This is a genomic window from Actinomadura violacea (assembly GCF_017573465.1).
GTDB lineage: Bacteria > Actinomycetota > Actinomycetes > Streptosporangiales > Streptosporangiaceae > Spirillospora > Spirillospora violacea.
Genome location: NZ_JAGEPF010000008.1, coordinates 290,162 through 312,546 on the forward strand (window position 1 = coordinate 290,162; position 22,385 = coordinate 312,546).

Annotated in this window: 21 protein-coding genes; 8 read left to right on the forward strand and 13 right to left on the reverse strand. The window is 72.9% G+C overall.

Annotated elements, in window-relative coordinates:
• Positions 1-27 precede the first annotated feature (27 nt).
• The 3 genes from J4709_RS54710 to J4709_RS14550 form a co-directional block, all read right to left on the reverse strand.
• Positions 28-1,197 carry a protein kinase domain-containing protein gene (locus tag J4709_RS54710; protein WP_208241004.1) on the reverse strand — a complete coding sequence of 390 codons (1,170 nt, stop codon included), beginning with the start codon at positions 1,195-1,197 and terminating at the stop codon, positions 28-30.
• A gap of 367 nt (positions 1,198-1,564) precedes the next feature.
• A complete protein-coding gene (locus J4709_RS14545) occupies positions 1,565-2,053 on the reverse strand; it encodes a PraA/PraB family alkane oxidation protein activator (protein WP_208241005.1) in 489 nt (162 codons plus the stop codon).
• Positions 2,054-2,510: 457 nt separating this feature from the next.
• Entirely contained in the window at positions 2,511-4,007 is a 1,497-nt protein-coding gene (locus tag J4709_RS14550) for an MFS transporter (protein ID WP_208241006.1), read from the reverse strand.
• A gap of 116 nt (positions 4,008-4,123) precedes the next feature.
• On the opposite strand from J4709_RS14550, the gene J4709_RS14555 reads away from it, so the two are divergent.
• A complete protein-coding gene (locus tag J4709_RS14555; RefSeq protein ID WP_208241007.1) occupies positions 4,124-5,125 on the forward strand; it encodes an Lrp/AsnC family transcriptional regulator in 1,002 nt (333 codons plus the stop codon).
• Between the two features lie 18 nt (positions 5,126-5,143).
• Here J4709_RS14555 and J4709_RS14560 read toward each other — a convergent pair whose 3' ends face one another.
• Together J4709_RS14560 and J4709_RS14565 are read right to left on the reverse strand one after the other, a co-directional pair.
• On the reverse strand, positions 5,144-6,112 hold the full coding sequence (locus tag J4709_RS14560) for a TIGR03557 family F420-dependent LLM class oxidoreductase (protein ID WP_208241008.1): 969 nt from the start codon (positions 6,110-6,112) through the stop codon (positions 5,144-5,146).
• Between the two features lie 51 nt (positions 6,113-6,163).
• Positions 6,164-6,700, reverse strand: a complete 537-nt coding sequence (locus J4709_RS14565) for a ferritin-like domain-containing protein (RefSeq protein ID WP_208241009.1) — start codon at positions 6,698-6,700, stop codon at positions 6,164-6,166.
• Between the two features lie 264 nt (positions 6,701-6,964).
• Between J4709_RS14565 and J4709_RS14570 the strand changes: the two genes are divergently transcribed.
• The 4 genes from J4709_RS14570 (at position 6,965) to J4709_RS14585 (ending at position 10,558) form a co-directional block, all read left to right on the forward strand.
• Positions 6,965-7,246 carry a hypothetical protein gene (locus tag J4709_RS14570; RefSeq protein WP_173096197.1) on the forward strand — a complete coding sequence of 94 codons (282 nt, stop codon included), beginning with the start codon at positions 6,965-6,967 and terminating at the stop codon, positions 7,244-7,246.
• A 107-nt stretch (positions 7,247-7,353) separates the two neighbouring features.
• Positions 7,354-7,662: a hypothetical protein gene (locus J4709_RS14575; protein WP_208241010.1), complete on the forward strand. Its 309-nt coding sequence runs from the start codon at positions 7,354-7,356 to the stop codon at positions 7,660-7,662.
• Positions 7,659-9,212: a hypothetical protein gene (locus J4709_RS14580; RefSeq protein ID WP_208241011.1), complete on the forward strand. Its 1,554-nt coding sequence runs from the start codon at positions 7,659-7,661 to the stop codon at positions 9,210-9,212. Before J4709_RS14575 ends, J4709_RS14580 begins: the two co-directional genes overlap by 4 nt.
• Positions 9,213-9,523: 311 nt before the next feature.
• On the forward strand, positions 9,524-10,558 hold the full coding sequence (locus J4709_RS14585; protein ID WP_208241012.1) for an alpha/beta hydrolase: 1,035 nt from the start codon (positions 9,524-9,526) through the stop codon (positions 10,556-10,558).
• A 63-nt stretch (positions 10,559-10,621) separates the two neighbouring features.
• Here the strand turns inward: J4709_RS14585 and J4709_RS14590 are convergent, their stop codons facing one another.
• Complete coding sequence (locus J4709_RS14590) at positions 10,622-11,857, reverse strand: PP2C family protein-serine/threonine phosphatase (protein ID WP_208241013.1); 1,236 nt, start codon at positions 11,855-11,857, stop codon at positions 10,622-10,624.
• Between the two features lie 96 nt (positions 11,858-11,953).
• Positions 11,954-13,768, reverse strand: a complete 1,815-nt coding sequence (locus tag J4709_RS14595) for a serine/threonine-protein kinase (RefSeq protein ID WP_208241014.1) — start codon at positions 13,766-13,768, stop codon at positions 11,954-11,956.
• Positions 13,769-14,035: 267 nt separating this feature from the next.
• Between J4709_RS14595 and J4709_RS14600 the strand changes: the two genes are divergently transcribed.
• The 3 genes from J4709_RS14600 to J4709_RS14610 are packed head-to-tail and all read left to right on the forward strand — an operon-like array spanning position 14,036 to position 17,637.
• Positions 14,036-14,920 carry a HalD/BesD family halogenase gene (locus J4709_RS14600; protein WP_208241015.1) on the forward strand — a complete coding sequence of 295 codons (885 nt, stop codon included), beginning with the start codon at positions 14,036-14,038 and terminating at the stop codon, positions 14,918-14,920.
• Between the two features lie 48 nt (positions 14,921-14,968).
• Entirely contained in the window at positions 14,969-15,781 is an 813-nt protein-coding gene (locus J4709_RS14605; protein WP_208241016.1) for a class I SAM-dependent methyltransferase, read from the forward strand.
• Positions 15,782-15,816: 35 nt separating this feature from the next.
• Positions 15,817-17,637, forward strand: coding sequence for a choline/carnitine O-acyltransferase (locus J4709_RS14610; protein ID WP_208241017.1), 1,821 nt, complete (start codon positions 15,817-15,819; stop codon positions 17,635-17,637).
• A 6-nt stretch (positions 17,638-17,643) separates the two neighbouring features.
• On the opposite strand, the gene J4709_RS14615 is transcribed toward J4709_RS14610, so the two are convergent.
• Genes J4709_RS14615 through J4709_RS14640 form a run of 6 tightly spaced genes read right to left on the reverse strand, consistent with a single transcriptional unit; the run spans position 17,644 to position 22,353 of the window.
• The gene (locus J4709_RS14615; RefSeq protein WP_208241018.1) at positions 17,644-18,078 is read right to left on the reverse strand and encodes a hypothetical protein; all 435 of its coding nucleotides are present in this window, start codon (positions 18,076-18,078) and stop codon (positions 17,644-17,646) included.
• Positions 18,079-18,107: 29 nt separating this feature from the next.
• Positions 18,108-18,776 (reverse strand): TetR/AcrR family transcriptional regulator, encoded by a 669-nt coding sequence (locus tag J4709_RS14620; RefSeq protein ID WP_208241019.1) that lies wholly within the window; start codon positions 18,774-18,776, stop codon positions 18,108-18,110.
• A gap of 43 nt (positions 18,777-18,819) precedes the next feature.
• Entirely contained in the window at positions 18,820-19,995 is a 1,176-nt protein-coding gene (locus J4709_RS14625; protein WP_208241089.1) for an ABC transporter permease, read from the reverse strand.
• A 26-nt stretch (positions 19,996-20,021) separates the two neighbouring features.
• On the reverse strand, positions 20,022-20,726 hold the full coding sequence (locus tag J4709_RS14630; RefSeq protein WP_208241020.1) for an ABC transporter ATP-binding protein: 705 nt from the start codon (positions 20,724-20,726) through the stop codon (positions 20,022-20,024).
• Entirely contained in the window at positions 20,723-21,844 is a 1,122-nt protein-coding gene (locus J4709_RS14635) for a peptidoglycan-binding protein (protein ID WP_307801239.1), read from the reverse strand. Before J4709_RS14635 ends, J4709_RS14630 begins: the two co-directional genes overlap by 4 nt.
• The gene (locus tag J4709_RS14640) at positions 21,841-22,353 is read right to left on the reverse strand and encodes a hypothetical protein (protein ID WP_208241022.1); all 513 of its coding nucleotides are present in this window, start codon (positions 22,351-22,353) and stop codon (positions 21,841-21,843) included. Before J4709_RS14640 ends, J4709_RS14635 begins: the two co-directional genes overlap by 4 nt.
• Positions 22,354-22,385 lie beyond the last annotated feature (32 nt).

Genomic DNA, 22,385 nt, shown 5'->3' on the forward strand with positions numbered 1-22,385 from the left:
CCAGGGGCTCGTCCGCGTCCGTCTCCGTCAGAGTGGCGTGATGTTCTCCGCCATAGGGCCGCGCTGCCCCTGGACGACCGTGTAGCGGACGGGCTGGCCGTCGGTCAGCGTGCGGAAACCGTTCATCAGGATGTTGGAATAGTGCGCGAACACGTCGGGACCCGGACCGTCCGGTGTGATGAAGCCGAAGCCCTTCTCGTTGTTCCACCATTTGACGGACCCGGTGAAGTACTCGCCGGTCAGGTCCCGTTCCGCCACGCGCACCTGCTGCATCGGTTCCCCCTTGGCGCCGCTGTCGAGCGGTTCCTCCGGCATGGCTGTTTGCGCCTGCGCAGGCGGCTCCGACCAGGAGGCGGGTGTGGACGAAGGCCGGCCCGCCAGGGTGTCATCGAGGATCCATCGCAGATCTTCGGCGCTGGAGAACCGGTGGCCGGGATCCTTGGCGAGAAGCACGGACACGACCTCGTCCCAGAAGTCGGGGAGGCCGGCGCGGATCGAGCTCGGCGCGGGCGGCGGCGTCCGGACGTGGTCGAGAAGGACGGTGACGACCTTCCCCATGAAGGGCTGCCGGCCGGTCAGCAGTTCGAAGAGCGTGCAGCCGAGGGAGTACAGGTCGCTGCGGTGGTCGACGTCCCGGTCCTCGACCTGTTCGGGTGACATGTAGGCGGGGGTGCCGATGACCACGCCGGACGCGGTGATCCGGGTGTAGTCGGCGGCCTCCGCGTAGGCGGCGATGCCGAAGTCGACCAGCTTGATCGCGCCGCGCGCCGTCAGCATGACGTTCTGCGGCTTGAGGTCGCGGTGGTAGACGCCCGCCTCGTGCGCCTCGATGAGCGCGTCGCAGATCTGGACGCCCCAGCGGGCCACGTCGGCGGGGTCCTGCGGGCCGTGGTCCCGGACGCGGCTGCCGAGGTCGGTGCCGGTGATGAACTCGGTGACGATGTAGTCGCGGTTCGCCGTGTCGTCGCGGCCGTAGTCGTGGACGGCGGCGACATGCGGGCCCGTCAGCTTCGCCGCGGCCCGCGCCTCGCGCCGCAGCCGCGCGGCCGCCTCGGGCGCCGCGTTGAGGCCGGCGATGACCTTCACGGCCACCACCCGGTCCAGGGTCTGGTCGTAGGCCCGCCAGACCTGCCCCATCCCGCCCGCGCCGACCGGCTCGTCCAGCCGGTACCTGTTCCCGAGAACCTCGGCCGCCATCGGCACCCCGCCCTGTTCCGCTTTTCGCGCATGATAGCGATCGAAATCGCCGGAACGCCGTGCAGGCAGGGGATCGCGCGGTGGCCGGACGGACGGCCTGCCCATCACGGCGATCACCGCTGCCCCGAAACGAGCCCCCTCGTTGACTTGCGGCGTGTCGGCCTTAAAACCGCTCCCTTAAGGACGACACGCCGCAAGTCAACGCGTTCAGTTCCCGCGGGAGCGGCCAGCGGGGGCCTGGATGCGTGCGACGGGTACGTCAGCGGTTGGCCGCGGCGACGGGGGCGTCGAGGCGGTGTCGGGGGCCGGCGGGTGGGACCCGGGCGGCCTGGGCCGCCCGGGTCCGGGGGTTGTCAGATCCCGGCGGTCACGCCGCGGAGAAGACGTAGGTGGCGCTGAGGGTGACGGACTGCACCAGGCAGAATCCGCCCGTCGCCTTGACGGTCTGGTTGGTGAAGGTGACGGTGGCCGGGAGCGTGTCCCCGCCGCTGTAGGTGCCGGAGATGGAGCCTCCGTAGTTGCAGCCGAGCGCCTGGACCGAGAAGCCGGTGATGGTGGTGGAGCCACCGGTCATCTTGCCGCCCCAGGGCAGGTTCTGCGGGGTCACGCTGGCCGGGCAGCCGGAGATGCTCGCGGAGGTGACGGTGAGCGTGCCGTCGGCGGCGATGTTGCCCTTGAGGGTGGAGCCGGTGCAGGTCACGTTGGTGCCCGCGTTGATCGTCATGTTCCCGGACAGGTTGGCGGTGTAGGGGCCGGCGGTCCAGGCCAGGGCGGGGGAGGCGGTCGCGGCCACGGCGATCGCGGTGGCGGCGGCGGAGGTGGAGGCGATGGCGGCGAGCTTCTTCGTGCGGGACAAGGGAGTCCTCGTTTCGGGGACGGCGGGCGTCGCGCCTGCACCCGCGATGGGGTGGGGAATCCGCGACCCGGGGACGCCCGATCCGCCCATGTCGGGTGGGTGGTGGGAGCACCGCGGCGTCGGGGACCGGTGTCCGGAAACCGTCGCGCCACTCGACATCAGTGACCGGACACCTAAGTAGAACGCGTTCTAGTCAGAAGATAAGCAAGACCAGGGAATCCGTCAATACCCGAATGGCGATTCTCAGGCCAGCGGGGGTGTTCTCGCAGGATCAGGCGGCGAAATGGCGAAACTAGAACCGAATTCTATGTGAATTCGGACGGCAGTCGGGCGGCACTTCGGGCAGCCAAATCGCATTCCGCGGCGCGCGGCTCGGATAGCGCTTCCCGGGCCAATGCGGGCCGCGGGCGGCGGCGGGGAGGCCCGCGCCGAGGGCCGCCCGCCGCCGCCCGCCGGATCAGCGTGCCGTCGCCGCGGCGGGCTCGGCCGCGACCACTCCCGCTTCCGGCCTGTCCCGGCGCACCAGGGCGAACACCGCGATCGCGGCGGCGATCGCGATCACTCCCGCGGTCGCCGTGGCGGCGTCGAGCGCGGACGCGAACGCCGACTCGACCGCCCCGCCGGGCGCCCCGTGGATCGCCTGCGCGGCGTGCCCGCCCGCGACCGCCCGCGCGGTGCCGGCCGCGTCCGGCACGGCCCCGTCGAGGGAACGTTCCAGCGCGGCGTGGAAGACGCTGCCGAGCACCGCGATCCCGAACGCGAACCCGAGCTGCCGCAGCGCGCTGACCGCGCCCGCCGCGCTGCCGACCCGCGCGGGCGGCACCGCGGCCGTCGCCGCCGCCGTGACGTTCGGCAGCGCGATCCCGACGCCCACGCCGGTGACCGCGAACCCGGGCGCGAGCGCCGCCCAGCCCGACCCGGCCGACAGCACCGACTGCCCCAGCGTCCCGGCGCCGACCAGCAGCAGCCCGGCGCCGACGGTCAGCCGCGGCGGGACCGCGTGCAGGAACCGCCCGGTCAGCCAGGACGCCGCGAACGCCGGCCCGCTCATCGGCAGGATCGCGAGCCCCGCGCCGATCGCACTCAGCCCCGCCACCGACTGGAGCCACAGCGAGGTGTAGAGCAGGTACCCGAACGCCGTCCCCGACATCGCCAGCGAGGCGATCATGATGCCGGTGAAGGCGGGCGCGCGGAACAGCCGCAGGTCCAGGAGCGGATGCGGGCTGCGCAGCTCGACGACCGCGAACGCGGCCAGCGCCGCCGCCCCGGCGGCGAGCCATCCGAGCGTCACCGCGGACGTCCAGCCCGCGTCGCCCGCCCGCGTCAGCCCGTAGGTCACCGCGCCGGCCGCCCCGGCGAACAGCACGACTCCCGGCACGTCGATCCGGCGCGCCGCCGGGTCGCGCGACTCGGCCACCACCCGCAGCGTCAGCGCCACGGCGAGCACGCTGACCGGCAGGTTCAGCAGGAAGATCCACCGCCAGCCGAGGCCCTGCGTCACCAGCCCGCCGAGCACCGGCCCGACCCCGGCGGCGGCGCCGTTCACCGCGCCCCACACGCCGAACGCGACCGCCCGGTCGCGGCCGTCGTAGGAGGCGTTGACCAGCGCGACCGTCGTCGCGAACATCATCGCCGCGCCCGCGCCCTGGACGGCCCGCGCGGCGAGCAGCACCGCCGCGTCCGGCGCGGTCCCGCAGGCCAGCGACGCCACCGCGAACAGCACCAGCCCGAGCACGTACACCCGGCGCCGCCCGGCCCGGTCGGCGAGCGCGCCCGCGCCCATCAGCAGCGCGGCCAGCACCAGCGCGTAGACGTCCATGACCCATTGCAGCGAGGAGTACGACGCGCCGAGTCCCGCCGCCATGTCCGGCAGCGCCACGGTGACGATGTTGACGTCCACCAGCAGCATGAACGCCCCGACGCACACGGCCGTCAGGGGCCACCACTTGCCCATCTCTCGTTCCTTCGCGATCGTCCGTCGATGTCCCGGCCACGATCACGCGAGGAATGCCAAGAAACCACTCAGCCCTGATGTATCTCCATGTTTTCGACATCTCCTAGCCTGTGCTGGTGGAAATCCTCGAAGCGGACGATCTGGACCGGCAGCTGATCCACGCCCTCCAGCTCGACGGACGCGCCTCGTTCAGCCGCATCGCGGAGGTCCTCGGCGTCTCCGACCAGACCGTCGCCCGCCGCTACCGGCGGCTGCGCACCCGCGACCTGCTGCGGATCGTCGGCGTCCCGCCCGCCAACTACGTCGCGCACGGCCGGTGGATGCTCAGGCTCCGCTGTGTGCCCGGCGCCGCGCAGAACATCGGCGCGATCCTCGCGCAGCGCCCCGACACGGCGTGGGTCCAGATCGTCTCGGGCGGCACCGAGGTGCTGTGCATCGTGCGCGCGCGCAGCCAGGACGAGAGCGAGCAGCTCCTCCTCGACCGGCTCCCGCGCAGCGCCCGCGTCACCGGCATCGCCGCCCACTCCGTCCTGCACACCTACTACGGGTCGCCGCACCGGCTCCGCGGCCTCGACGCCCTCGCCCCGGCGCAGGTCCGCGCCCTCACCCCCGGCCCCGTGCCCGACATCGACGACTTCCAGCCGCTCGGCCCCGGCGACCAGCGGCTCCTCGACGTGCTGGCCCGTGACGGGCGGGCCGGGCACGCCGAGCTCGCCGCCGCGACCGGCTGGTCGCAGTCGACCGTCGGGCGCCGCCTCGACCGCCTCCGGGCCACCGGCGTCCTGCACTACTACGCCGAGTTCGACCTCCGCTACGTCGGCCTGCACTCGGCGGCGCGGCTGTGGATGAGCGTGCCGCCCGCAGACCTGGCCGGCACCGGGCGGGCGCTCGCCGAGCACCCCGAGGTGGTGTTCGCCGCCGCCACCACCGGCCCGACGAACCTCGCCGTGCAGGTCGTGTGCCGCGACTCCCGCCACCTCTACCGGTACCTCACCGAGCGGATCGCCGCGCTGCGGGCCGTCGGGCACGTCGAGACGTCGCCGATCGTCCGGAACGTCAAGCGCGCCGGCACGATCCTCGACCCCGCGTTCCTCGGCCCCCGGCGGCCCGCCCCCTGACCTTCTCCTAAGGAACCGTCAGCCGAAGCGCTCCCGCAGCGCCGGCAGCAGGTCCCCCTCCGCCCAGGTGCGGAAGTCCTTCTGGTGGTCCGGCCCGCTCTGGCAGAACGCGATGTGCGTGAATCCCGCGTCCTTCCACTGCTGGACGGCCTGGAGGTAGTCCTCCACGTTGTCGCCGCACGGCACCGACTCCGCCACATCGTCCGGACGGACCGTCTTCGTCGCCGCCTCGAAGTTCACCGTGCCCGGAAGCTCGGCCATCACCTTCCAGGCGGGCGCCGAGAACTTCCAGTAGCGGTGCGCCCGCTGCTTGCACTCGTCGTAGTCCTGCCCGTACGCGACGGGGATCTGCCCGTAGACGGGCTTGCCCCCGCCGCTCTCCTTCTGGAAAAGGCTCACGACGTCTCCGACGGGCTGGTCGGAGATGAGCAGATCGGCGTGCTGCGCGGCCAGCCGCCCGGCGCGCGGCCCGAACGCCGCCATGCCGATCGGGACCGGCTGCTCGGGCACGTCCCACAGCTTCCCGGAGTCGACCCGGAAGTGCTTGCCCTCGTAGTTGACGTAGTCGCCGGAGAACAGCGCCCGGATGATCTCGACGGCCTCGGCGAACATCTCGTGCCGGACGTCCACCGAGGGCCAGCCGCGCCCGACGACGTGCTCGTTCAGGTTCTCCCCCGCGCCGAGGCCGAGCGTGAACCGCCCGTCCGACAGCACCCCGACGGTGGCGGCCTTCTGCGCCACCACCGCCGGGTGGTACCGCATGATCGGGCAGGTCACGAACGTCATCAGCGGGATGCGGTGCGTCGCCTGGGCGAGCGCCCCGAGCACCGACCACGCGTAGGCCGAGTGCCCCTGCGCCTCCAGCCACGGGAAGTAGTGGTCGGAGATGACGGAGTAGTCGAAGCCCGCGTCCTCCGCCTCGACGAGGTCGGTGACGAGCTGTTTCGGTGGTGTCTGCTCGCAGAGCAGGGTGTATCCGAATTCCATGACGGCTCGGATACCCGCGGGAACGCGCCCAATCGCCGGGACGCTCCCGAATCAGTTGCCGAGCAGGTCCATGATGTCGTCGGCGTGCTCCTCCTCCTCGGCGAGGATCTGCTCCATGAGGCGGCGGGTCGTGACGTCCCCGTCGCCGAGCCACCGGATGATCTCCTGGTAGGACTCGATGACGATCCGCTCCGCGACCAGGTTCTCCTCCAGCATGCCCTTGAGGTCGCCGTCGTCGAACGTCTCGTAGGTGGTGTGCGAGCGCTTGGCCAGCGTCTCGGGGTCGAAGTCGGGGTCCCCGCCCAGCTGGCTGATCCGCTCGGCGGCCCGCATCGCGTGGTCGCGCTCCTCGTCGGCGTGCTCGGTGAACTCGGCGGCGACCTGGGCGCGGTCGATGCCGGTCGCGCTGATCGCGTGCCGCGAGTAGCGCATCCAGCACACGATCTCGGTGGCGAGCACGTCGTTCAGGACCTCGATGACCTCCTCGGGGCTGCGCTTGTAGCCGCTGGTCACCGGCCCGTCGGTCATCTTCTGCCGGGCGCGCTCCCGGATCTTCGCCACGTCGATGCTGAAGCTGTTGTCGGCCATGCCTCTCCTCCTGGTCAGCCGCGGACGGTCCTTCTCCTACCCAGCACCCGATCTCCATGCCTGCAAGGGGAAGACGGCCGTACCGGGGTGGTGACGGGAGCGTCGCGAGGGTCGCGACGCGGTGCGCGCGGCTCCCGGGGGCTCCTTGGACACGTTCTGTCACTCGTGCTATACGTAGAGCTATCCCGCCTCAACCTGAGGTGGGAAAGGGACATCCGGGCTCCACCTTGAGATCCGGGCGTGACAAGGAAGAAAAGGAACCACATGAAGTCCTTCAGCTACACCGAGCTGGACAAGCTGGCCGGCGAGGTTCTGCCGGAGCGCGCGGTGCTGTCCACCCTTCTCGTCGGTGGCGGCAACGACAACGACAACCTCAACTTCAACCACGGCGGCGGCCACGACGGCGGCACGACCGCGGTCGTCCCGAACTGCCAGAGCAACATCAACCACTCGCAGGGTGGCCTCATCGGCGCGCTGGGTCTCAGCTCCGAGAACCCCAACTCGTCGTTCACCTGCGCCGGCAGCTCGGTGGTCTCGGGTCACTGATCCGAATCGACGTGCTCGCGGGCTGCGGCCCGCATGGGAAGGGCCGGCGTTCTCCCGCCGGCCCTTCCCCCCTTTTCGGATACCTGTGACGACCTGTAAGGCGACCGATGAGCCAGACGAACCCTCACACGTGCAGCCCGCACACGTTCAGCTACGCCGAACTCGACCGGCTGTCGGGCGAGGTGCTGCCGGAACGGGCCGTGCTGTCGACCCTCCTCACCGGCGGCGGCGACAACACCAGCAAGAACATCAACATCAACGACAGCGGGTCGGGCGACGCGAGCACCGCGGTGAACTACGCCTGCCAGTACTCGCACTCGACCGGCACTCCGGGGCTGCTCGGCACCGGCCTGCTCGCCGAGCCCGGCTACACGACGACGACATGCGTCCCGGTCGTGGTCCACCACAGCGCATGAGCGGAGCACACCGCAAGGCCGCCGCCCCGTCGCGCGGGGCCGCGAGCACCCCCCGGCGGTCCGCGAACACGGCGGGGCGGGCGGGCTCCACGCAACCGGCCGGCACCGCGCAACCGGCCGGCACCGCGCAACCGGCCGGCACCGCGCAACCGGCCGCCGCCGGAGGGCAGGCGGGCGCCGGGCACGGCGCGGACGGCACCCACGCCGCCGGCGGCGGGCAGGCCGTGGCGACGGCGCAGGCCGCCGCGCCGCTCACCCTGCCGGTCCTCGCCGACGGCGTCGAGCTCGTCGGCGAGTTCAAGAACTCCGGCTACCGCGAACCGCCGCAGCTCGTCTGCCTGCCGAACCGGCAGCTCGTGCGGCTCCCGCCGCTGCTGTTCCTGGTCGCCAAGGCGCTGCACGAGCACCGCGACCTCGCCCGCACCGCCGACATCGAGACGGCGCTGGACCGGGTGGCCGACGCGGTCTCGCAGGAGGCCGGCGCCCGCCTCACCGGCGAGCAGATCGTCTACCTCGCCGACCGCAAGCTCGCCCCGCTCGGCGTCACCACCTACAGCGACGGCACCGCGCCGCCCGTCGTGCGCACCGACCCGTTCCTCGGCCTGCGGTTCCGGATCGCGGTGTTCCCCGAATCGGTCACCTGGTTCGTCGCCGGCCTGTTCGCCTGGCTGTTCCGGCCGCTCGTGCTGGTCCCGGCGCTCGCCGCCGTCGCCGCCGCCGAGACCTGGGTGCTGACGACCCGGTCGATGAGCCTGGCGCTGCAGCACACCATCCTCGCGCCGGTGAGCATCCTGCTGATCATGGCGCTCGGCGTCGCGTCGTGCGCGTTCCACGAGGTCGGGCACGCCGCCGCCTGCCGGTACGGGGGCGTCCGGCCCGGCGTCATGGGCTGCGGCATCTACCTGGTGTGGCCCGCGTTCTACACCGACATCACCGAGTCGTACCGGCTCGGCCGCGCCGGGCGGCTGCGCGCCGACCTCGCCGGCGTCTACTTCAACGGCCTCTTCGTCGTCGCGCTCACGCTGGTGTACCTGCAGACCGGGTTCGAGCCGCTGCTCGTCGCGGTGCTGTACGTCAACCTCGAGATCCTGCAGCAGCTGCTGCCGACGCTGCGCTTCGACGGCTACTACATCATGTCCGACCTCGTCGGCGTCCCCGACCTGTTCAAGTACATCGGGCCGATCCTGCGGCGCGCGCTGCTGCTGCGCCGCGCCGACAACCGGCTGGACGACCTGAAGCGCTGGCCGCAGATCTTCGTCACGATGTGGGTGCTGGTCATCGTCCCGGTGATGCTGTTCCAGCTCGGGCTGATCTCCACGCAGGTGCCCCGGCTCGTCCGGATGGACTGGCAGCGGATCCAGGGCCTGGCCGCCGACGCCGCGCACGGCGCCGGCGCGCTGCAGCTGATCGCCTCCGGGCTGCAGATCCTGCTGCTGGTGCTGCCGCTGCTCGGCCTGGCGCTCATCGCGTACCGGACGCTGCGCGGGGCGGTGCGGATGGCCGTCAAGTACGTCAACGGACCGTCCGCCGAGCCGGTCCCGGAGACCTGAGGTCCCGAACACCCCGAGCATCTCCCGCGCCGGGCGCCCGAAAGGGCGTCCGGCGCATCATTTGTACGGTAAACAATCTTTCCCGCGGTTATCCGGCGACGCTTGGAACGTGCCCGGAATGGGAATCTACTCGGAGTAAGTAGCAGAAACCGCCAATCTGGAACCGCACATCACCACCGGGTCCGGCAACGGCCCGAAGGCAGCCGGCGGGAGCGCGACCCGCCCTTCGCCGCGCTGCGCGCATGCGCCGCGCCGCGCCCATTCGCCGCGGGGCGGCGTCCCCCTCTCCTCGGCCGGCCCACCCTGCCGGCATGCCCGGAAGGCCCGCATTGCTCCGACGCTCCAACCCCGTCGCAGGGCCGGGGATCCTCGCCCTGCTGCTCCCTCCCGTCCTGGCCGCCGCGCTCGCCGCGGCCGTCGCCGCCCCGGCCCGTCCCGCCGCGGCCGCCTCCGCGAACACCGCCGCGACCGGCGCGAAGGTCGTCGCGGAGACGACCGTCGCGCCCCGGACCATCGACCTCACCGTCCAGTCCCCCGCGATGGGCGGGCAGGAGAAGGTGCGCCTGCTCGTCCCGTCCGGATGGTCGAAGGACGCCCGCCGGACCTGGCCGACGCTGTGGCTGCTGCACGGCGGCGTCGACGACTACACCGCCTGGACGCGCGGCACCGACGTCGCGGACCTCACCGCGCACTCCCCCGTCATCGTCGTCATGCCGGAAGGCGGAAGCTGCGGCAATTACTCCGACTGGTGGAACTACGGAAACGGCGGGCCGCCCGAATGGGAGACCTTCCACATGAAGGAAGTCCGCACGATCCTCCAGGAGGACTACCGGGCGAGCGGCCGCAGCGCCATCGCCGGCAATTCGATGGGCGGGCTCGGCGCGATGCTGTACGCGGCCCGGTTCCCCGGAACGTTCACGGCGGCCGCCTCCTTCAGCGGATACGTCGACACCCTTTACGGCTACAAGCCGGGCGACGACTCGATCGGCTGGGGGCCGTCCTTCTCCTGCCCCGGCACCGACTGGCGGCGCGTCTGGGGCGCGCCCGACGCGCAGGCCGCGATCTGGCACGCGCACAACCCCACCGACCTCGCCGGCCGCCTCGCGGGCGTCCGCCTGTACGTGGCCAGCGGAAACGGCACGGCCGGGTCGCTCGGCGGCCTCCCGTTCACCGATCCCGTCGAGGCCGCCGCCGACAAGGTCTCGCACGCCTTCGTCGACCGGCTCGACGCCCTCGGCATCCCCGTCACCACGAGGTTCTTCGACGGGCAGCACTCCTGGCCGTACTGGCAGCGGGACCTCCACGACGCCTACCCGATGCTGATGCGCGCCCTCGGCATCACGTGAACACACGTTCACTTGCGGCGTGTCGTCCTCAACCGAGCCGTTTCAAGGACGACACGCCGCAAGTCAACGAGGGGCGGTGGCGCCGTGCCATTCCAGCAGCAGGACGGTCGCGTCGTCGTCGAGCCTGCCCTCGTGGTGCCGCAGGATGCTGTGCACGAGGCGCCGCAGCGTCTCCGGCACCGGCAGCCCGTCGGCGTTGCGGCGGATGATGAAGTCGACGAACCGGACGAGCCCGAACTCCTCCTTGTTCGGGTCGCGCGCCTCCACGATGCCGTCGGTGTAGAGCAGCAGCCGGTCGCCGGGTTCGAGCTGCTCCCGGCACACCGCCGGCTCGACGCCGAGGTCGGTGCCGAGCGGATGGCCCGGCTCGCACTCCAGCGTCGTCACCCACCGGCCGTTGCGGATCACGACCGGCGGCGGGTGGCCGTGCGTGATCCACGACAGCAGGCCCGTCCGGAGGTCCAGCTCCGCCAGCACCGCCGTGACGAACCGCCCCGACTCGTCCTGCTCGATCAGCACCTCCTCGATCGCGCGACCGCTCTCCACCAGGCCCGCGCCCTGCAGCCTGCTGTTGCGGTGCGCGGCGACCGCCAGGTTCGCGGTGATGCCGGCCGAGGTGTCGTGGCCCATCGCATCGAACACGGCCAGGTGGACGGTGTCGCCCGCGAGGCCGTAGTCGAAGGTGTCGCCGCCGAGCTTGTACGCCGGCTCCAGCGCCGCGCCGATCACCAGCGCGTCGTTGGCGAACGTCATCGGCGGCAGCAGCCGCCACTGCATCTCCGCCGAGACGGTCATGTCGCGGGTGCGCACCAGCCGGGCGAGCGAGTCGCTGGACGGGCCCTTGCTGACGATCATCAGGGCGACCAGGCCGGCGAGGTGCTCGGCGTCGGCGGCGGCCTCCTCGTCGCCGACGGCCACGGTCACCCGCATGACGCCGATCCGCTCCGTGCCGTCCAGGACCGGCACCCAGAGGTGGTGGGCGCCGTCCCCCTCCGGATGCCCCGTCACCAACTCCACGTTCTGGTACGCGCGGCCGCCGAGGGTGCCCTCCACGCGCACCTCCGCCGGCTCGGCCCCGGACCCGCGCCCGGCGTCGCCGCCGTGCCCGGTCAGCAGCCGCAGCACCTGCTGCTGGAGGTCCACGACGTAGATCCGCACGTCGTGCAGGCCGGCCCGCGCGGCGTGCTCGGCGACCACGCCCGGCAGCTGCTCCAGCGAGATCACATGGCTGGCGGCCACCACGTCGCGCAGCAGCCGCTCGCCGCGTGGCAGGCCGCCCGGCCGTCCGTCGGCGCTCATCGCCCACCTCCGCCTCGAGGCCATCCCCCCGGCATGGCTCCAGGTCAGAGCCCTACCCGGCATCGCCCCCCGGTATGAGTTCCGGGCGGGCCGGCCTCACTTGGGCAGCAGCGCGGCGAACTCGGGCTTCAGCAGGTCACGGACCTTGGCATAGGGGGCGCCGAAGTCGAGGTTGCCGCAGCCGTCGCTGCCGGAGGACAGCCAGGCGAGCTGGAAGTCGGACGCGGTGAGGAAGGCGCTCAGGTGCGGTGGAGTGCGAGTAGCACCCTGGTAGAGGCCCTCGGGCGGGGCCGGCTGGAGGTCGCCGGGCTTCCAGGCGTCGCTCGCCGGGCAGTCGGAGATCGCCGAGCGCCCGTCCCGCTGGACGAGCCGGGACTTCAGCGTCGCCAGCCCGCCGGCGGTGAGCGTGTCCGGGCGGAAGACGTCGGACGCGGCGAGCCGGCGCCCGGTGCGCAGATCGACGGTGACGACCTCGCCGCCGGGTGCGCCGTCGGCCTGCCGGCACCAGTCGGACATCTGGAAATAGCGGACGGACACGAGCCGCGGCCCCTGGAGCCCGACACGCGTCTTGATGCTCACGGTGGTCGGGGTGCTCCCGCAGCGGGTCTGCTTGCGGCTCGCCTTCGCCAGCGCGATCAGCTCGTCGAGCGGGGCGCGCAGCGCGGCGTTGACGCGCCGCTGGACGTTCGCGTCGTGCAGCCCGGTGACGGTCGCGTACTTCGCGCCGTCCACCTTGATGGACGCGCCCGGGATCGTCTCGTTCTGGGCGGCCAGGGTGAGGCGGGGATGGTCCTGCGGGGCCTTCTTGGTGGAGTCCTTCGTCGCGTAGACGGCGCCTCCGGCCGCCGCCGCGACGACGGCGACACCGGCCGCGGCGAGCGCGCCCTTGCCGGCGGCGGTGGCGAGGAAGCCCTTCGCCGCGGTCGTACCGGCGGTGCCCGCGGTGCCCGCGGCACCGGACGCGCCGCCGCCCGCCCCGGCGGCACCCGCCGTGCCGGCCGACCCGGCCGCGCCCGCGCCCGCGGCGCCCGCCGCGCCCGGGGCGACCGCGAGCGCGCCCAGCGGGAACAGGGCCGCCAGCGCCACCGCGGCGGCCGCGAGGGCGCGCACGCCCCGCTGCTCCCAGTCCGGCCCGTACGCGGCGACCGCCGCCGACTCCAGCTCGGTGACGAACGCGGCGGCGCCCGGCGGGCGCTCCCCCGCGCGCTTCGCCAGCCCCCGGAACACCAGCGGGCGCAGCCTCTCGGGGACGTCCGCCACGTCGGGCCCGCCGCTCAGGTGCTGGTTCATCAGCACGGCGCGCTCCCCGGCCGCGAACGGCCGCCGCCCGGCCACGCACTCCACGAACACGCAGGTCGCCGCGTACACGTCGGTGGCGGGGGTGGCGGGCTCGCCGCGCCACTGCTCCGGCGCCATGTAGGCGGGCGTCCCCGCGGCCGAGCCCTCCCCCGCCAGCACGGCCACGCCGAAGTCGACCAGCTTGCTCAGCCCGTCCGGCCGGACGACGACGTTCGCGGGCTTGTAGTCGCGGTGCACGACGCCGACCGCGTGCGCGGCGGCGAGCCCGAGCAGCGAGCCCTTCAGCACGAGCAGCGCCGCCTCGGGCGCGAGCCGGCCGTGCTCGGCCAGCACCGCCTTCAGCGACGCGCCGTTCACCGCCTCCATCACGATCGCGGCGCCCTGCCCGCTCTCCACGAACCGGTAGAGGCGCGCGACGTACGGGCTGGTCAGCCGGCCGAGCATGGCGGCCTCCGCGCGCAGCCCGGCGACGGCGCCGGGGTCGCCGCCGACCAGGTACTTGATCGCGACGGGTGCGCCCGACTCGCCGTGCCGGGCCAGCACGACGCGGCCCTGCGCGCCGCGGCCGAGCTCGCGGTCCTCGACGAAGCCCGTCAGCCGCCAGTCCTCCATGCGCCCTCCTGGGGGGGGGAAGTGGGGACCAGTGTCCCAACCGTCGATGACGCCGTCAGGTGAACGAAGGTTCGGATCCGCCCCGATCGAGAGGTGATATGGGACACATCGGACAGTGTGCCGGCGCGGGCAGTGGACCGTTCGAAGCCACAGGTCACCGACCGGGTTTATCGAATTCTGACAAAGCCGCCCCGAAAAGCACGGCCATGAATGTGGACGGGTAATGTGCTAAAACCCGGGTGGGGTTCGCCACGCGGAAGGATCTTCATGGGCGCAGCGGAGGCTCGGGCCGCCGGCCGGGCGGCAGGAACGGAACCGGTCGACACCGCTCTCTATCCGCTGGACGAACCGCACGGCACCGGCTGGGCCGCCGTCGTTTCCCGGGTCCGCGAGGAGCTGGCGAATTCCGGGTGCTGCGTGCTTCCCGACTTCATTCGCGGCACATTGCAGCAGCAGTTGCGCACGGAATGCGCGGCGATCGCGCCGAACGCCCATTACGACGTCGAAACGGTGAACGCCTACAACACCGACATCGCCGCGCCGCTCCCCGACGGCCATCCGGGCCGTATCACCGTCGAGCGCGGGAACGCGTTCGTGGCCCGCGACCTCATCCCCCGCCACCTGATCGTCCACCGGCTCTATTCCGACCCCCTCTTCCAGCGGTTCGTCGCCGCCTGCTTCGGGCTGCCGCGCGTCCATGAACTCGGCGACCCGCTGTCCGGGCTGTGCCTCAACGTCGTGAACCCCGGCATGGAGCACCCGTGGCACTTCGACACCAACGAGTTCACGGTGAGCCTGATGACGCAGCTCCCGCAGGACGGCGGCGTCTTCGAGTACTGCCCGAACATCCGCTCCGCGCGCGCGGAGAACTTCGCCGCCGTCCGCGCCGTCCTCACCGGCCGCAGCGGGCACCTCGTCCGGCGGCTCGAACTGCGCCCCGGTGACCTGCAGCTCTTCAAGGGACGCTACTCCCTGCACCGCGTCAGCGCGGTGCGCGGCGACGTCGCGCGGTACACCGCGATCCTCGCCTACAGCGAACGCCCGGGCGTGGTCGGCAGCGTCGCGCGCACCCGGCAGCTGTTCGGCCGGGTGCTGCCCGAGCACCTGGCGGCGGAGGGACGCGCCGTCCGCGTGGACGCGCTGCTCGACTGAAGCGAGAACGGCCCGGCAACGCCCGCGCTCTCCAGGAAGGACCGCCCCGTGCGCTCCGACACGACCGGAAAGATCTCGCTCGACCACATCTACACCGCACCCGACCCGCGCGCCTACTTCGGCACTCTCCGGCGGCTCGACTACGACATCCCCGAACTGGCCAAGCCGCACTTCTCCCGGCTCATCGCCGAATACCGGGACGCCCGCGGCGTGCCCGTTCCGACGGTCGTGGACATCGGCTGCTCCTACGGCATCAACGCCGTCCTGCTGAAATACGGCGCGACCATGGCCGAGCTGTACGATCGCTACGGCGGCCGCGACGCCGAACGGCTCACCCGCGGTGCGCTCCTGTCCCGCGACCGTGAGCTGGTCCGTTCCCGTGAAGGTGCGAATCGCGTCCGTTTCGTCGGTCTCGACGCGTCCGAGAACGCGCTTTCCTACGCGCTCGACGCCGGTTTCCTGGACGCCGCCGTGCACGCCGATCTGGAGGACGGCGATCCGACCGACGAGCAGGCCGCGCGGCTGGCCGGCACCGATCTGGTCATTTCCACCGGCTGCCTCGGCTACGTCACCGAGCGGACCGTCGCCCGCGTCGTCGAGGCGGCGGGCGCCCGCCGGCCGTGGATGGCGCACTTCATCCTGCGCATGTTCCCCTTCGACCCGATCGCCGACGCGCTCGCGGCGGCCGGGTACGAGACCGTCCGCGGCGAGGGCCTGTTCCCGCAGCGGCGGTTCGCGACGGCCGAGGAGCAGTCGCTCGTGCTGGACACGCTGGCGGACGCCGGCGTCGACCCGTCCGGCGTGGAGGACGACGGCCGGCTCTACGCGAGCCTGTACCTGTCCCGCCCGCGCGGGGAATGAACACCTTTGGTCCCGGGCGTAAGGAACGCCCGATCATGGAGAACGAGGACGAAGTGAACGCCACCCCTGAACCGTCGGGCCGGACCTTCGGCAACGAGGACGCGCTCCCCCGGGTGCCGCTGCCGACGCTCGACGAGACCTGCAAGCGGTTCCTGGAGTGGTGCGGGCCGCTGCTCACCGAGGCCGAGCAGGCGGAGACGCGCGCGGCGGTGGAGGAGTTCGCCCGCCCGGACGGCCCTGGCCGCCGGCTGCACGCCGCCCTTGAGCGCTACGACGCCGAGCCCGGCGTGCGGAGCTGGCTCGACACGTTCTGGCCGTACCGGTACCTGGGGCGGCGCGACCGGATCGCGTTGAACGCGAACTTCTTCTTCCTGTTCCAGGACAGCGGGGAACGGCAGCTGGAACGCGCGGCCGGGCTGATCGCCGGGGCGCTGGACTACAAGCTGCTGCTGGACGCCGAGGAGGTCCCGCCCGTCCTGCAGCGCGGCGCGCCGCTGTCGATGGAGCAGAACAAGTTCCTGTTCTCCGCCACCCGCATCCCGGGCGCCGAGCAGGACACCGTCCGCGCGCCCTACAGCGCCGAGTGGCCGGGCCCGTCGCAGGCCAAGCACATCGTCGTGTTCTACCGCGGGAACATCATCCGGATGGACGTGATCGGCCCGGACGGCGTCCCCCACTCGCTGGACGAGCTGGTCGCCGGCCTCGGCACGATCATGAAGGCGGAGCCCGCGCCGGAGCCGTCCGCCGGTCACCTGACCACCAAGGCGCGCGCCGAGTGGGCGGCGAGCCGGGAGGCGCTGCTGGCCGCCGACCCCCGCAACGCGCGGGCGCTCGACGACATCGAGACCGCGCTGTTCTGCGTGTGCCTGGAGGACGTCGCGCCGAAGAACGACCTGGAGGCGTGCGACAACCTGCTGCACGGCGACAGCGGGAACCGCTGGTTCGACAAGGCCGTCTCGCTGGTCGTCTTCGCCGACGGCACCGCCGGGATCAACGTGGAGCACTGCGGCCTGGACGGCACCACGATCCTCAGCTTCGTCGACGCGCTGCTCGGCGCGTCCGCGGAGGCGCACGCGCAGCGGTCCGGGGCCCGGTCGCAGGGCCTGCCGGTGATCGAGCCGGTCGAGTTCGCGCTGGACGACGCGCTGCGCGCCGACATCCGCGACGCGGCCGCCGCGTTCGCCGCCTACGGCGCCGCGACCGCCACCACCTGCGTGTCGTTCGGCGACTTCGGCTCCGAGAAGGCGAAGCGGCTCAAGACGTCGCCGGACGCGTTCGTGCAGATGGCCTACCAGCTCGCGCACAAGCGGGCGAAGGGCGTCACCGGCGCCACCTACGAGTCGATCGCGACGCGGCAGTACCGCAACGGCCGCACCGAGGCGATGCGGGTCGTCACCCCGGAGGTGCTGCGGTTCGTCGCGGCGATGGACGACCCCGCCGCGGGCGCCGACACCCGCCGCGCCGCGTTCCGCGCCGCCGCCGAGGCGCACGTCCGGCGCGCCAAGGAGTGCCAGACGGGGCACGCGCCCGAGCAGCACCTGTGGGAGCTGCAGCTGATCCGCAAGCGGCGCGGCGCGGAGCTGGGCGTCACCGGGCACCTGGCGCTGTTCGACTCGCCCGGCTGGGTGACGATGCGCGACGACTACCTGAGCACCAGCTCCGCGCCATCGGTGAACATCCGGTACTTCGGGTTCGGGTCGACGAGCGAGCAGTGCATCGGCGTCGCCTACGTCCTGCTGCCCGACCGGTTCAACCTGTACCTGAGCACCCCGGAGCCGGTCGCGGGCGCCATGCACGACTTCGCCGACCGGCTGCGCGAGGCCGTCCACGAGCTGCAGGAACTGCTCGCCGGGTAGCCGGGGTCAGCCGGTCACGAAGTGGCGGTGCAGGAGCGGCCCGAACCCGGCGATGGCCACGGCCAGCCCGGCCGCCACGTACAGGTCGCCGTGCGGCACCGACCGCAGCAGGTAGGAGGCGAGGAGCGCGGCGGCGAGGACCGCGGCCTTCGCCGCGACCACGGGGACGAGCCTCAGCCGAGGCCCGCCGGCCGGGTGCGCCGCCGCGCGCCGCTTCTGCAGGAGATGCAGCAGCGGCGCGCCGACGAACAGCAGCAGCCCGAACTTCAGGGCGTGCTCCCACAGCGGCTGCCCGGCGTTCCAGGCCCAGACGGCGCCCATGGCCACGCCCGCGATCCGGTAGGCGCGCGCGGGCACGGCCGGACGGGTGGCGGGGCCGCGGCGCGCGGGGAGGTCGGTGCGGGTCACGGCTGCTCCTCGGTCGGCTTCGGTACGGGTCATGACGGCTCCTCGGCCGGCGGTGGTGTGGGTCATGACGGGTCCTCCTCGGACGGTCCGGGCGTCTCGGGGGCGTTGGCGATGCCGATGAACAGCCACCGCATCGCCTGGCGGAGCAGGTCGTCCGGCACGCTGGACGGGTCGAGCCGCCGCTGCCGCACGAGGCCCTGGAACATCGCGCTCGCCACCGTGGCCACGGCGGGCGCGGGCACCGCGCCGGAGGCGCCGACGCGCGCGAGGACCGCCTCCATGACGCCTTCGAGCGCCTCGCGCGACTCCCGTTGCGCGGCGGCCAGCCTGTCCCGCATGCCCGGGTTGCGCATGGCGTAGAGCCACAGCTCCGCCTGCAGGAGCGCGAGGTCGTCGTCCTTGTCGGAGGTCTCCATGAGGAACCGGCCGAGCGCCGTCACCGGGTCCTCCGTGCCGGCCTCCACGGCGGCGAAGACCTGCCCTCCGCGCTCGACCCGGGCCTTGGCGCCGCCGACCATCAGCTCGATGAACAGCTCCTCCTTGCCGCCGAAGTTGGAGTACAGGGCGCCGATCGAGTAGCCCGCCGCCTCGGCGATCTCCTCGACCGACGCCCCCGCGTACCCCTTGCGGGCGAAGGTGCGCGCCGCCGCGTCCAGCAGCAGCCGGCGGGTGCGCGCCTTGGCCTCGGCGCGGGTCAGCCGCTTCGGTTTTCCATCGGATTCGCTATCCACATAGGGAACGATATTCAGATAGCGCTCACTATGTCAATTGCGATCAGGTGGCGGCGAGGGCCTCCGTCGGGGACAGGCGGGACGCACGGACGGCCGGGTACAGGCCCGCGACCGCACCGATGACCAGCGTCGCGGCGACCCCGCCGAGCACCGCCCAGGCCGGGATCACGACCGGCCACCCCTGGTACACCGCGTACCCGGCGGTGACGAGCGCGCCGATCGCGGCGCCGCCGAGCCCGCCGAGCGCCGACAGCAGCAGCGACTCCGCCAGGAACTGGGTGCGGACCTGCCCGCGGGTCGCGCCGAGCGAGCGCCGCAACCCGATCTCCGCCCGCCGCTCCAGCACCGAGATGACCATCGTGTTGGCCACCCCGACCCCGCCGACCAGCAGCGCGACCGCGCCGACACCGAGCAGCAGCCCGGTGAACGCCTCCCCCGCCGCCTGCTTGGCGGCCAGCGCGTCCGACGGCCGCGACACCTGCACCTCGTTCGGCGCCTCCGGGTTCGCCGTCGCGCCGAGGACGCCCCTGACCTGCTCGACGTCCGCGTCCCGCGACCGCGTGTAGATCGTCGTCGCGTGACCGTCGAAGCCGAGCCGCTGCTGCGCCGCAGGCCAGCCGACCAGCGCGGCCGAGTCCAGCTCCGGCGCGAGCGGCGCCGGTTCGAGGATCCCGGCCACCGTGAACCACTTGCCGCCGACCAGCACCCGCACGTCCGGCCCCGCCCGCCCGATGCCGAGCCGGTCCGCGGCGGACGAGCCGAGCACCGCCGCCGGGAAGTCCTGCGTCGCCGCGTTCAGCCACACGCCGCCGCGCAGCCGCGCACCGGTCGCCGCGAGCAGGCCGGTCCGGGCGGCGTAGGCGGCGAGCCCGTTCGTCTCCGCCTTCGGGACCTTCCCGTTCCGGTACACCTTCGCGCCGTCCAGCAGCCCGATCGCCGACACCCGCTCGACCGGCCCGATGCGGCCGACCATGCTCTCGGCCTCCAGCGGAAGCTGTGCCTGCCCGCCGGTCAGCGTGCTGCCCGGCGTGACGGTGAGCAGGTTCGTGCCGAGCGCCGCGAGCGCGCGGTCGAGGTCGGCGCGCGACGAGGACGACACCCCGACCACCGCGACCATCGCCGCGATCCCGATCGCGATGCCGAGCGCGGACAGGAACGCCCGCATCGGGCGCGTCCGCAACCCCACCGCGCCGACCCGCACCACGTCGCCCGGGCCCATCCGGGCCGGACGCAGCGTCCCGGCCGTCACCGCGCCGCCTCCGCCTTCGCCGCCTTCTCCGGCGAGGGCGACGCCGAGTCCGCGACGACGAGGCCGTCGCGCATGCTCACCCGGCGCGGCAGCCCGGCCGCGATCTCCCGGTCGTGCGTGATGATCACGACGGTGGTGCCGGCCGCGTTCAGCTCCCGCAGCAGCGCCATCACCCCGTCCCCGGACACCGAGTCCAGCGCGCCCGTCGGCTCGTCGGCCAGCAGCAGCGCGGGCTCCCCCGCGACCGCCCGGGCGATCGCGACGCGCTGCCGCTCGCCGCCCGACAGCTCGTGCGGCTCATGGTGCAGGCGGTGCGCGAGCCCGACCCGCTCCAGCGCGTCCGCCGCGCGCCGCGCGCGCGCCGCCGGCCGCAGCCCGGTGTACAGGAGTCCGTCGGCGACGTTGTCCAGCGCGCGGGTGCCCGCGGCGAGGTGGAACTGCTGGAACACGAAACCGATCCGGCTCGCCCGCAGCGCCGACAGCGCCGCGTCCGGCAGCCGCCCCGCGTCGTACCCGTCGATGCGGACGGTCCCCGACGTCGGCCGGTCCAGGGTGCCGAGGACGTTCAGCATCGTCGACTTCCCCGACCCCGACGGCCCCACGATCGCGACCAGCTCCCCGGCGCCGACGTGCAAGGACACCCCGCCGAGCGCCCGCACCCCGCCCGGATACTCCTTGGTCACCTCCCGCAGCTCGATCACTTCGGCACCCCCACGGCCGTGCCCTCGGCGACGCCCGCGCCCGACACCTCGACCCGCCCGTCCGCGAACAGCCCCGTCTTCACCGGGACGTACGACGACGCCGAGCCCTTCACCACCTCGACACCGAACCCGCCCTCCGACAGCGCGACCAGCGCGGTCACCGGCACCGTCAGCACGTCCTTGCGGCTGCCCGCGGTGAAGGTGACGTCCACGGCGGCCAGCGCGTACTTCGCGGCGGCCTTGCGCGCCTTCGCCGACCGCAGCCAGACCGTCACCTCCACCTTGGTCGTCGCGTCGTCGTCCTGGCCCTGGCCCGGCTGGACCACCGTGGACACCTCGTCGATCCGGCCCGACACCGCCGTCCCGTCGGGGAGCGTCACCTCGACGCCCGCGCCCTTGCGGGCCATCCGCTGGTCGGTGGTGTCCAGCTCGACGGTGACGGCCTTGTCGGTGCCGGTGTAGGTGAGCACCTTGCGGCCGGGCCCGGTCGGATCGCCCGCGTTCGCCTGGAGGGCGTCGATCCGGACGGGCTCCGGCGCGAACACCACCCGGCCCAACTCGACCGTTCCCGTCTCGTCGAGCCCGAGGTCGTCCTGCCATTTCTCGACGGCTTCCGCGGTATCGGCCGTGTATTCCTTGTCGACGGTGAATCCGCTGTAGCCGAGCGCTTTCAGGTTCTTCTCGAACCGTTCGACGTCCGGCCCCTCGGTGCCGATCCGCAGCGGACGGTACGCCGGTTTCGAGCCGTACATGAGCACCACCGGATCGCCGTCCACCTCGTACAGCTCCTGGCCGCGCCTGATCACGTCACCGCTCTCGGGAACCTTCGTCAGCGTGCCCGCCAGCCGGCTCGTCGCGGTGTACGCCTGGCCGTAGCCGAGCTGCCCGTCCTCGGTCTGCTCGTCCTTCAGCGTCTGCCGCGCGACCTGCGTGGTGTTCGGCGGAAGGCCCGTCGCCCGGCCCTTCCCGGAGCCGCCGCCCGAATGCAGCGCGACGGCGGCGGCGCCGCCCGCGACGGCCACCGCGGCCGCCGCCGCGAGGACCGCCCGCCGGCCGGGACGGCGGCGCCGCCCGCGCCGCACCCCGTCCTCCGGCGCCCGCTCCCGCACGGCCGTCACTTCGGGCCGCCCGCCATGATGTCCTTGCACTTCTGCTGGGCGTCGTTGAAATCGGGGTCCTCGCTCAGCTTCTTGTCCATCATGATCCCCTGCTGGCCCGGCTTCGGGTCGGGGAAGTCCTCGACGCCGTTCTTGCGCATGCACGCCGCGAATTCGCGGACCTTCTCCTGCATCTTCGGATCGGGTTTCGCGGCGCCGTTCTCCATCGGGTTGAACCGCCGGCACGCCTCCTGCGCCTTGTCGACCGTCTCCTTCGGCGTCTTGCCGTCCAGCTTCATCGTCATGCGGCCGTCCTGCGGGTCGTCCATCGGGACGCCGTGCTCGCGCATGCACTGCGCGAACTTCACCCCCATCGCGTTCGGGTCGGCGCTCTTGGCCGCCGCGGACGGCTTCGCACCGCCCGCCGACGCCACCCCGCCGTCCCCGCCGTCCTTCGACCCGCAGCCGGCCAGCGCCAGCGCCACCACCAGCGGCAACGCCGCCAGCGCACCCTGAGTCCGCAGTCGCATGCCTCGTCCCCTCGTTCAGCGGCCGGCTCCTC

Bases quoted from the DNA above. Each gene is read 5' to 3' on its own strand.
- J4709_RS54710 (WP_208241004.1), bottom strand. From the start codon at position 1,197: ATGGCGGCCGAGGTTCTCGGGAACAGGTACCGGCTGGACGAGCCGGTC.
- J4709_RS14550 (WP_208241006.1), bottom strand. From the start codon at position 4,007: ATGGGCAAGTGGTGGCCCCTGACGGCCGTGTGCGTCGGGGCGTTCATG.
- J4709_RS14560 (WP_208241008.1), bottom strand. From the start codon at position 6,112: ATGGAATTCGGATACACCCTGCTCTGCGAGCAGACACCACCGAAACAG.
- J4709_RS14565 (WP_208241009.1), bottom strand. From the start codon at position 6,700: ATGGCCGACAACAGCTTCAGCATCGACGTGGCGAAGATCCGGGAGCGC.
- J4709_RS14570 (WP_173096197.1), top strand. From the start codon at position 6,965: ATGAAGTCCTTCAGCTACACCGAGCTGGACAAGCTGGCCGGCGAGGTT.
- J4709_RS14575 (WP_208241010.1), top strand. From the start codon at position 7,354: ATGAGCCAGACGAACCCTCACACGTGCAGCCCGCACACGTTCAGCTAC.
- J4709_RS14580 (WP_208241011.1), top strand. From the start codon at position 7,659: ATGAGCGGAGCACACCGCAAGGCCGCCGCCCCGTCGCGCGGGGCCGCG.
- J4709_RS14585 (WP_208241012.1), top strand. From the start codon at position 9,524: ATGCCCGGAAGGCCCGCATTGCTCCGACGCTCCAACCCCGTCGCAGGG.
- J4709_RS14590 (WP_208241013.1), bottom strand. From the start codon at position 11,857: ATGAGCGCCGACGGACGGCCGGGCGGCCTGCCACGCGGCGAGCGGCTG.
- J4709_RS14595 (WP_208241014.1), bottom strand. From the start codon at position 13,768: ATGGAGGACTGGCGGCTGACGGGCTTCGTCGAGGACCGCGAGCTCGGC.
- J4709_RS14600 (WP_208241015.1), top strand. From the start codon at position 14,036: ATGGGCGCAGCGGAGGCTCGGGCCGCCGGCCGGGCGGCAGGAACGGAA.
- J4709_RS14610 (WP_208241017.1), top strand. From the start codon at position 15,817: ATGGAGAACGAGGACGAAGTGAACGCCACCCCTGAACCGTCGGGCCGG.
- J4709_RS14615 (WP_208241018.1), bottom strand. From the start codon at position 18,078: ATGACCCGTACCGAAGCCGACCGAGGAGCAGCCGTGACCCGCACCGAC.
- J4709_RS14625 (WP_208241089.1), bottom strand. From the start codon at position 19,995: ATGGGCCCGGGCGACGTGGTGCGGGTCGGCGCGGTGGGGTTGCGGACG.
- J4709_RS14640 (WP_208241022.1), bottom strand. From the start codon at position 22,353: ATGCGACTGCGGACTCAGGGTGCGCTGGCGGCGTTGCCGCTGGTGGTG.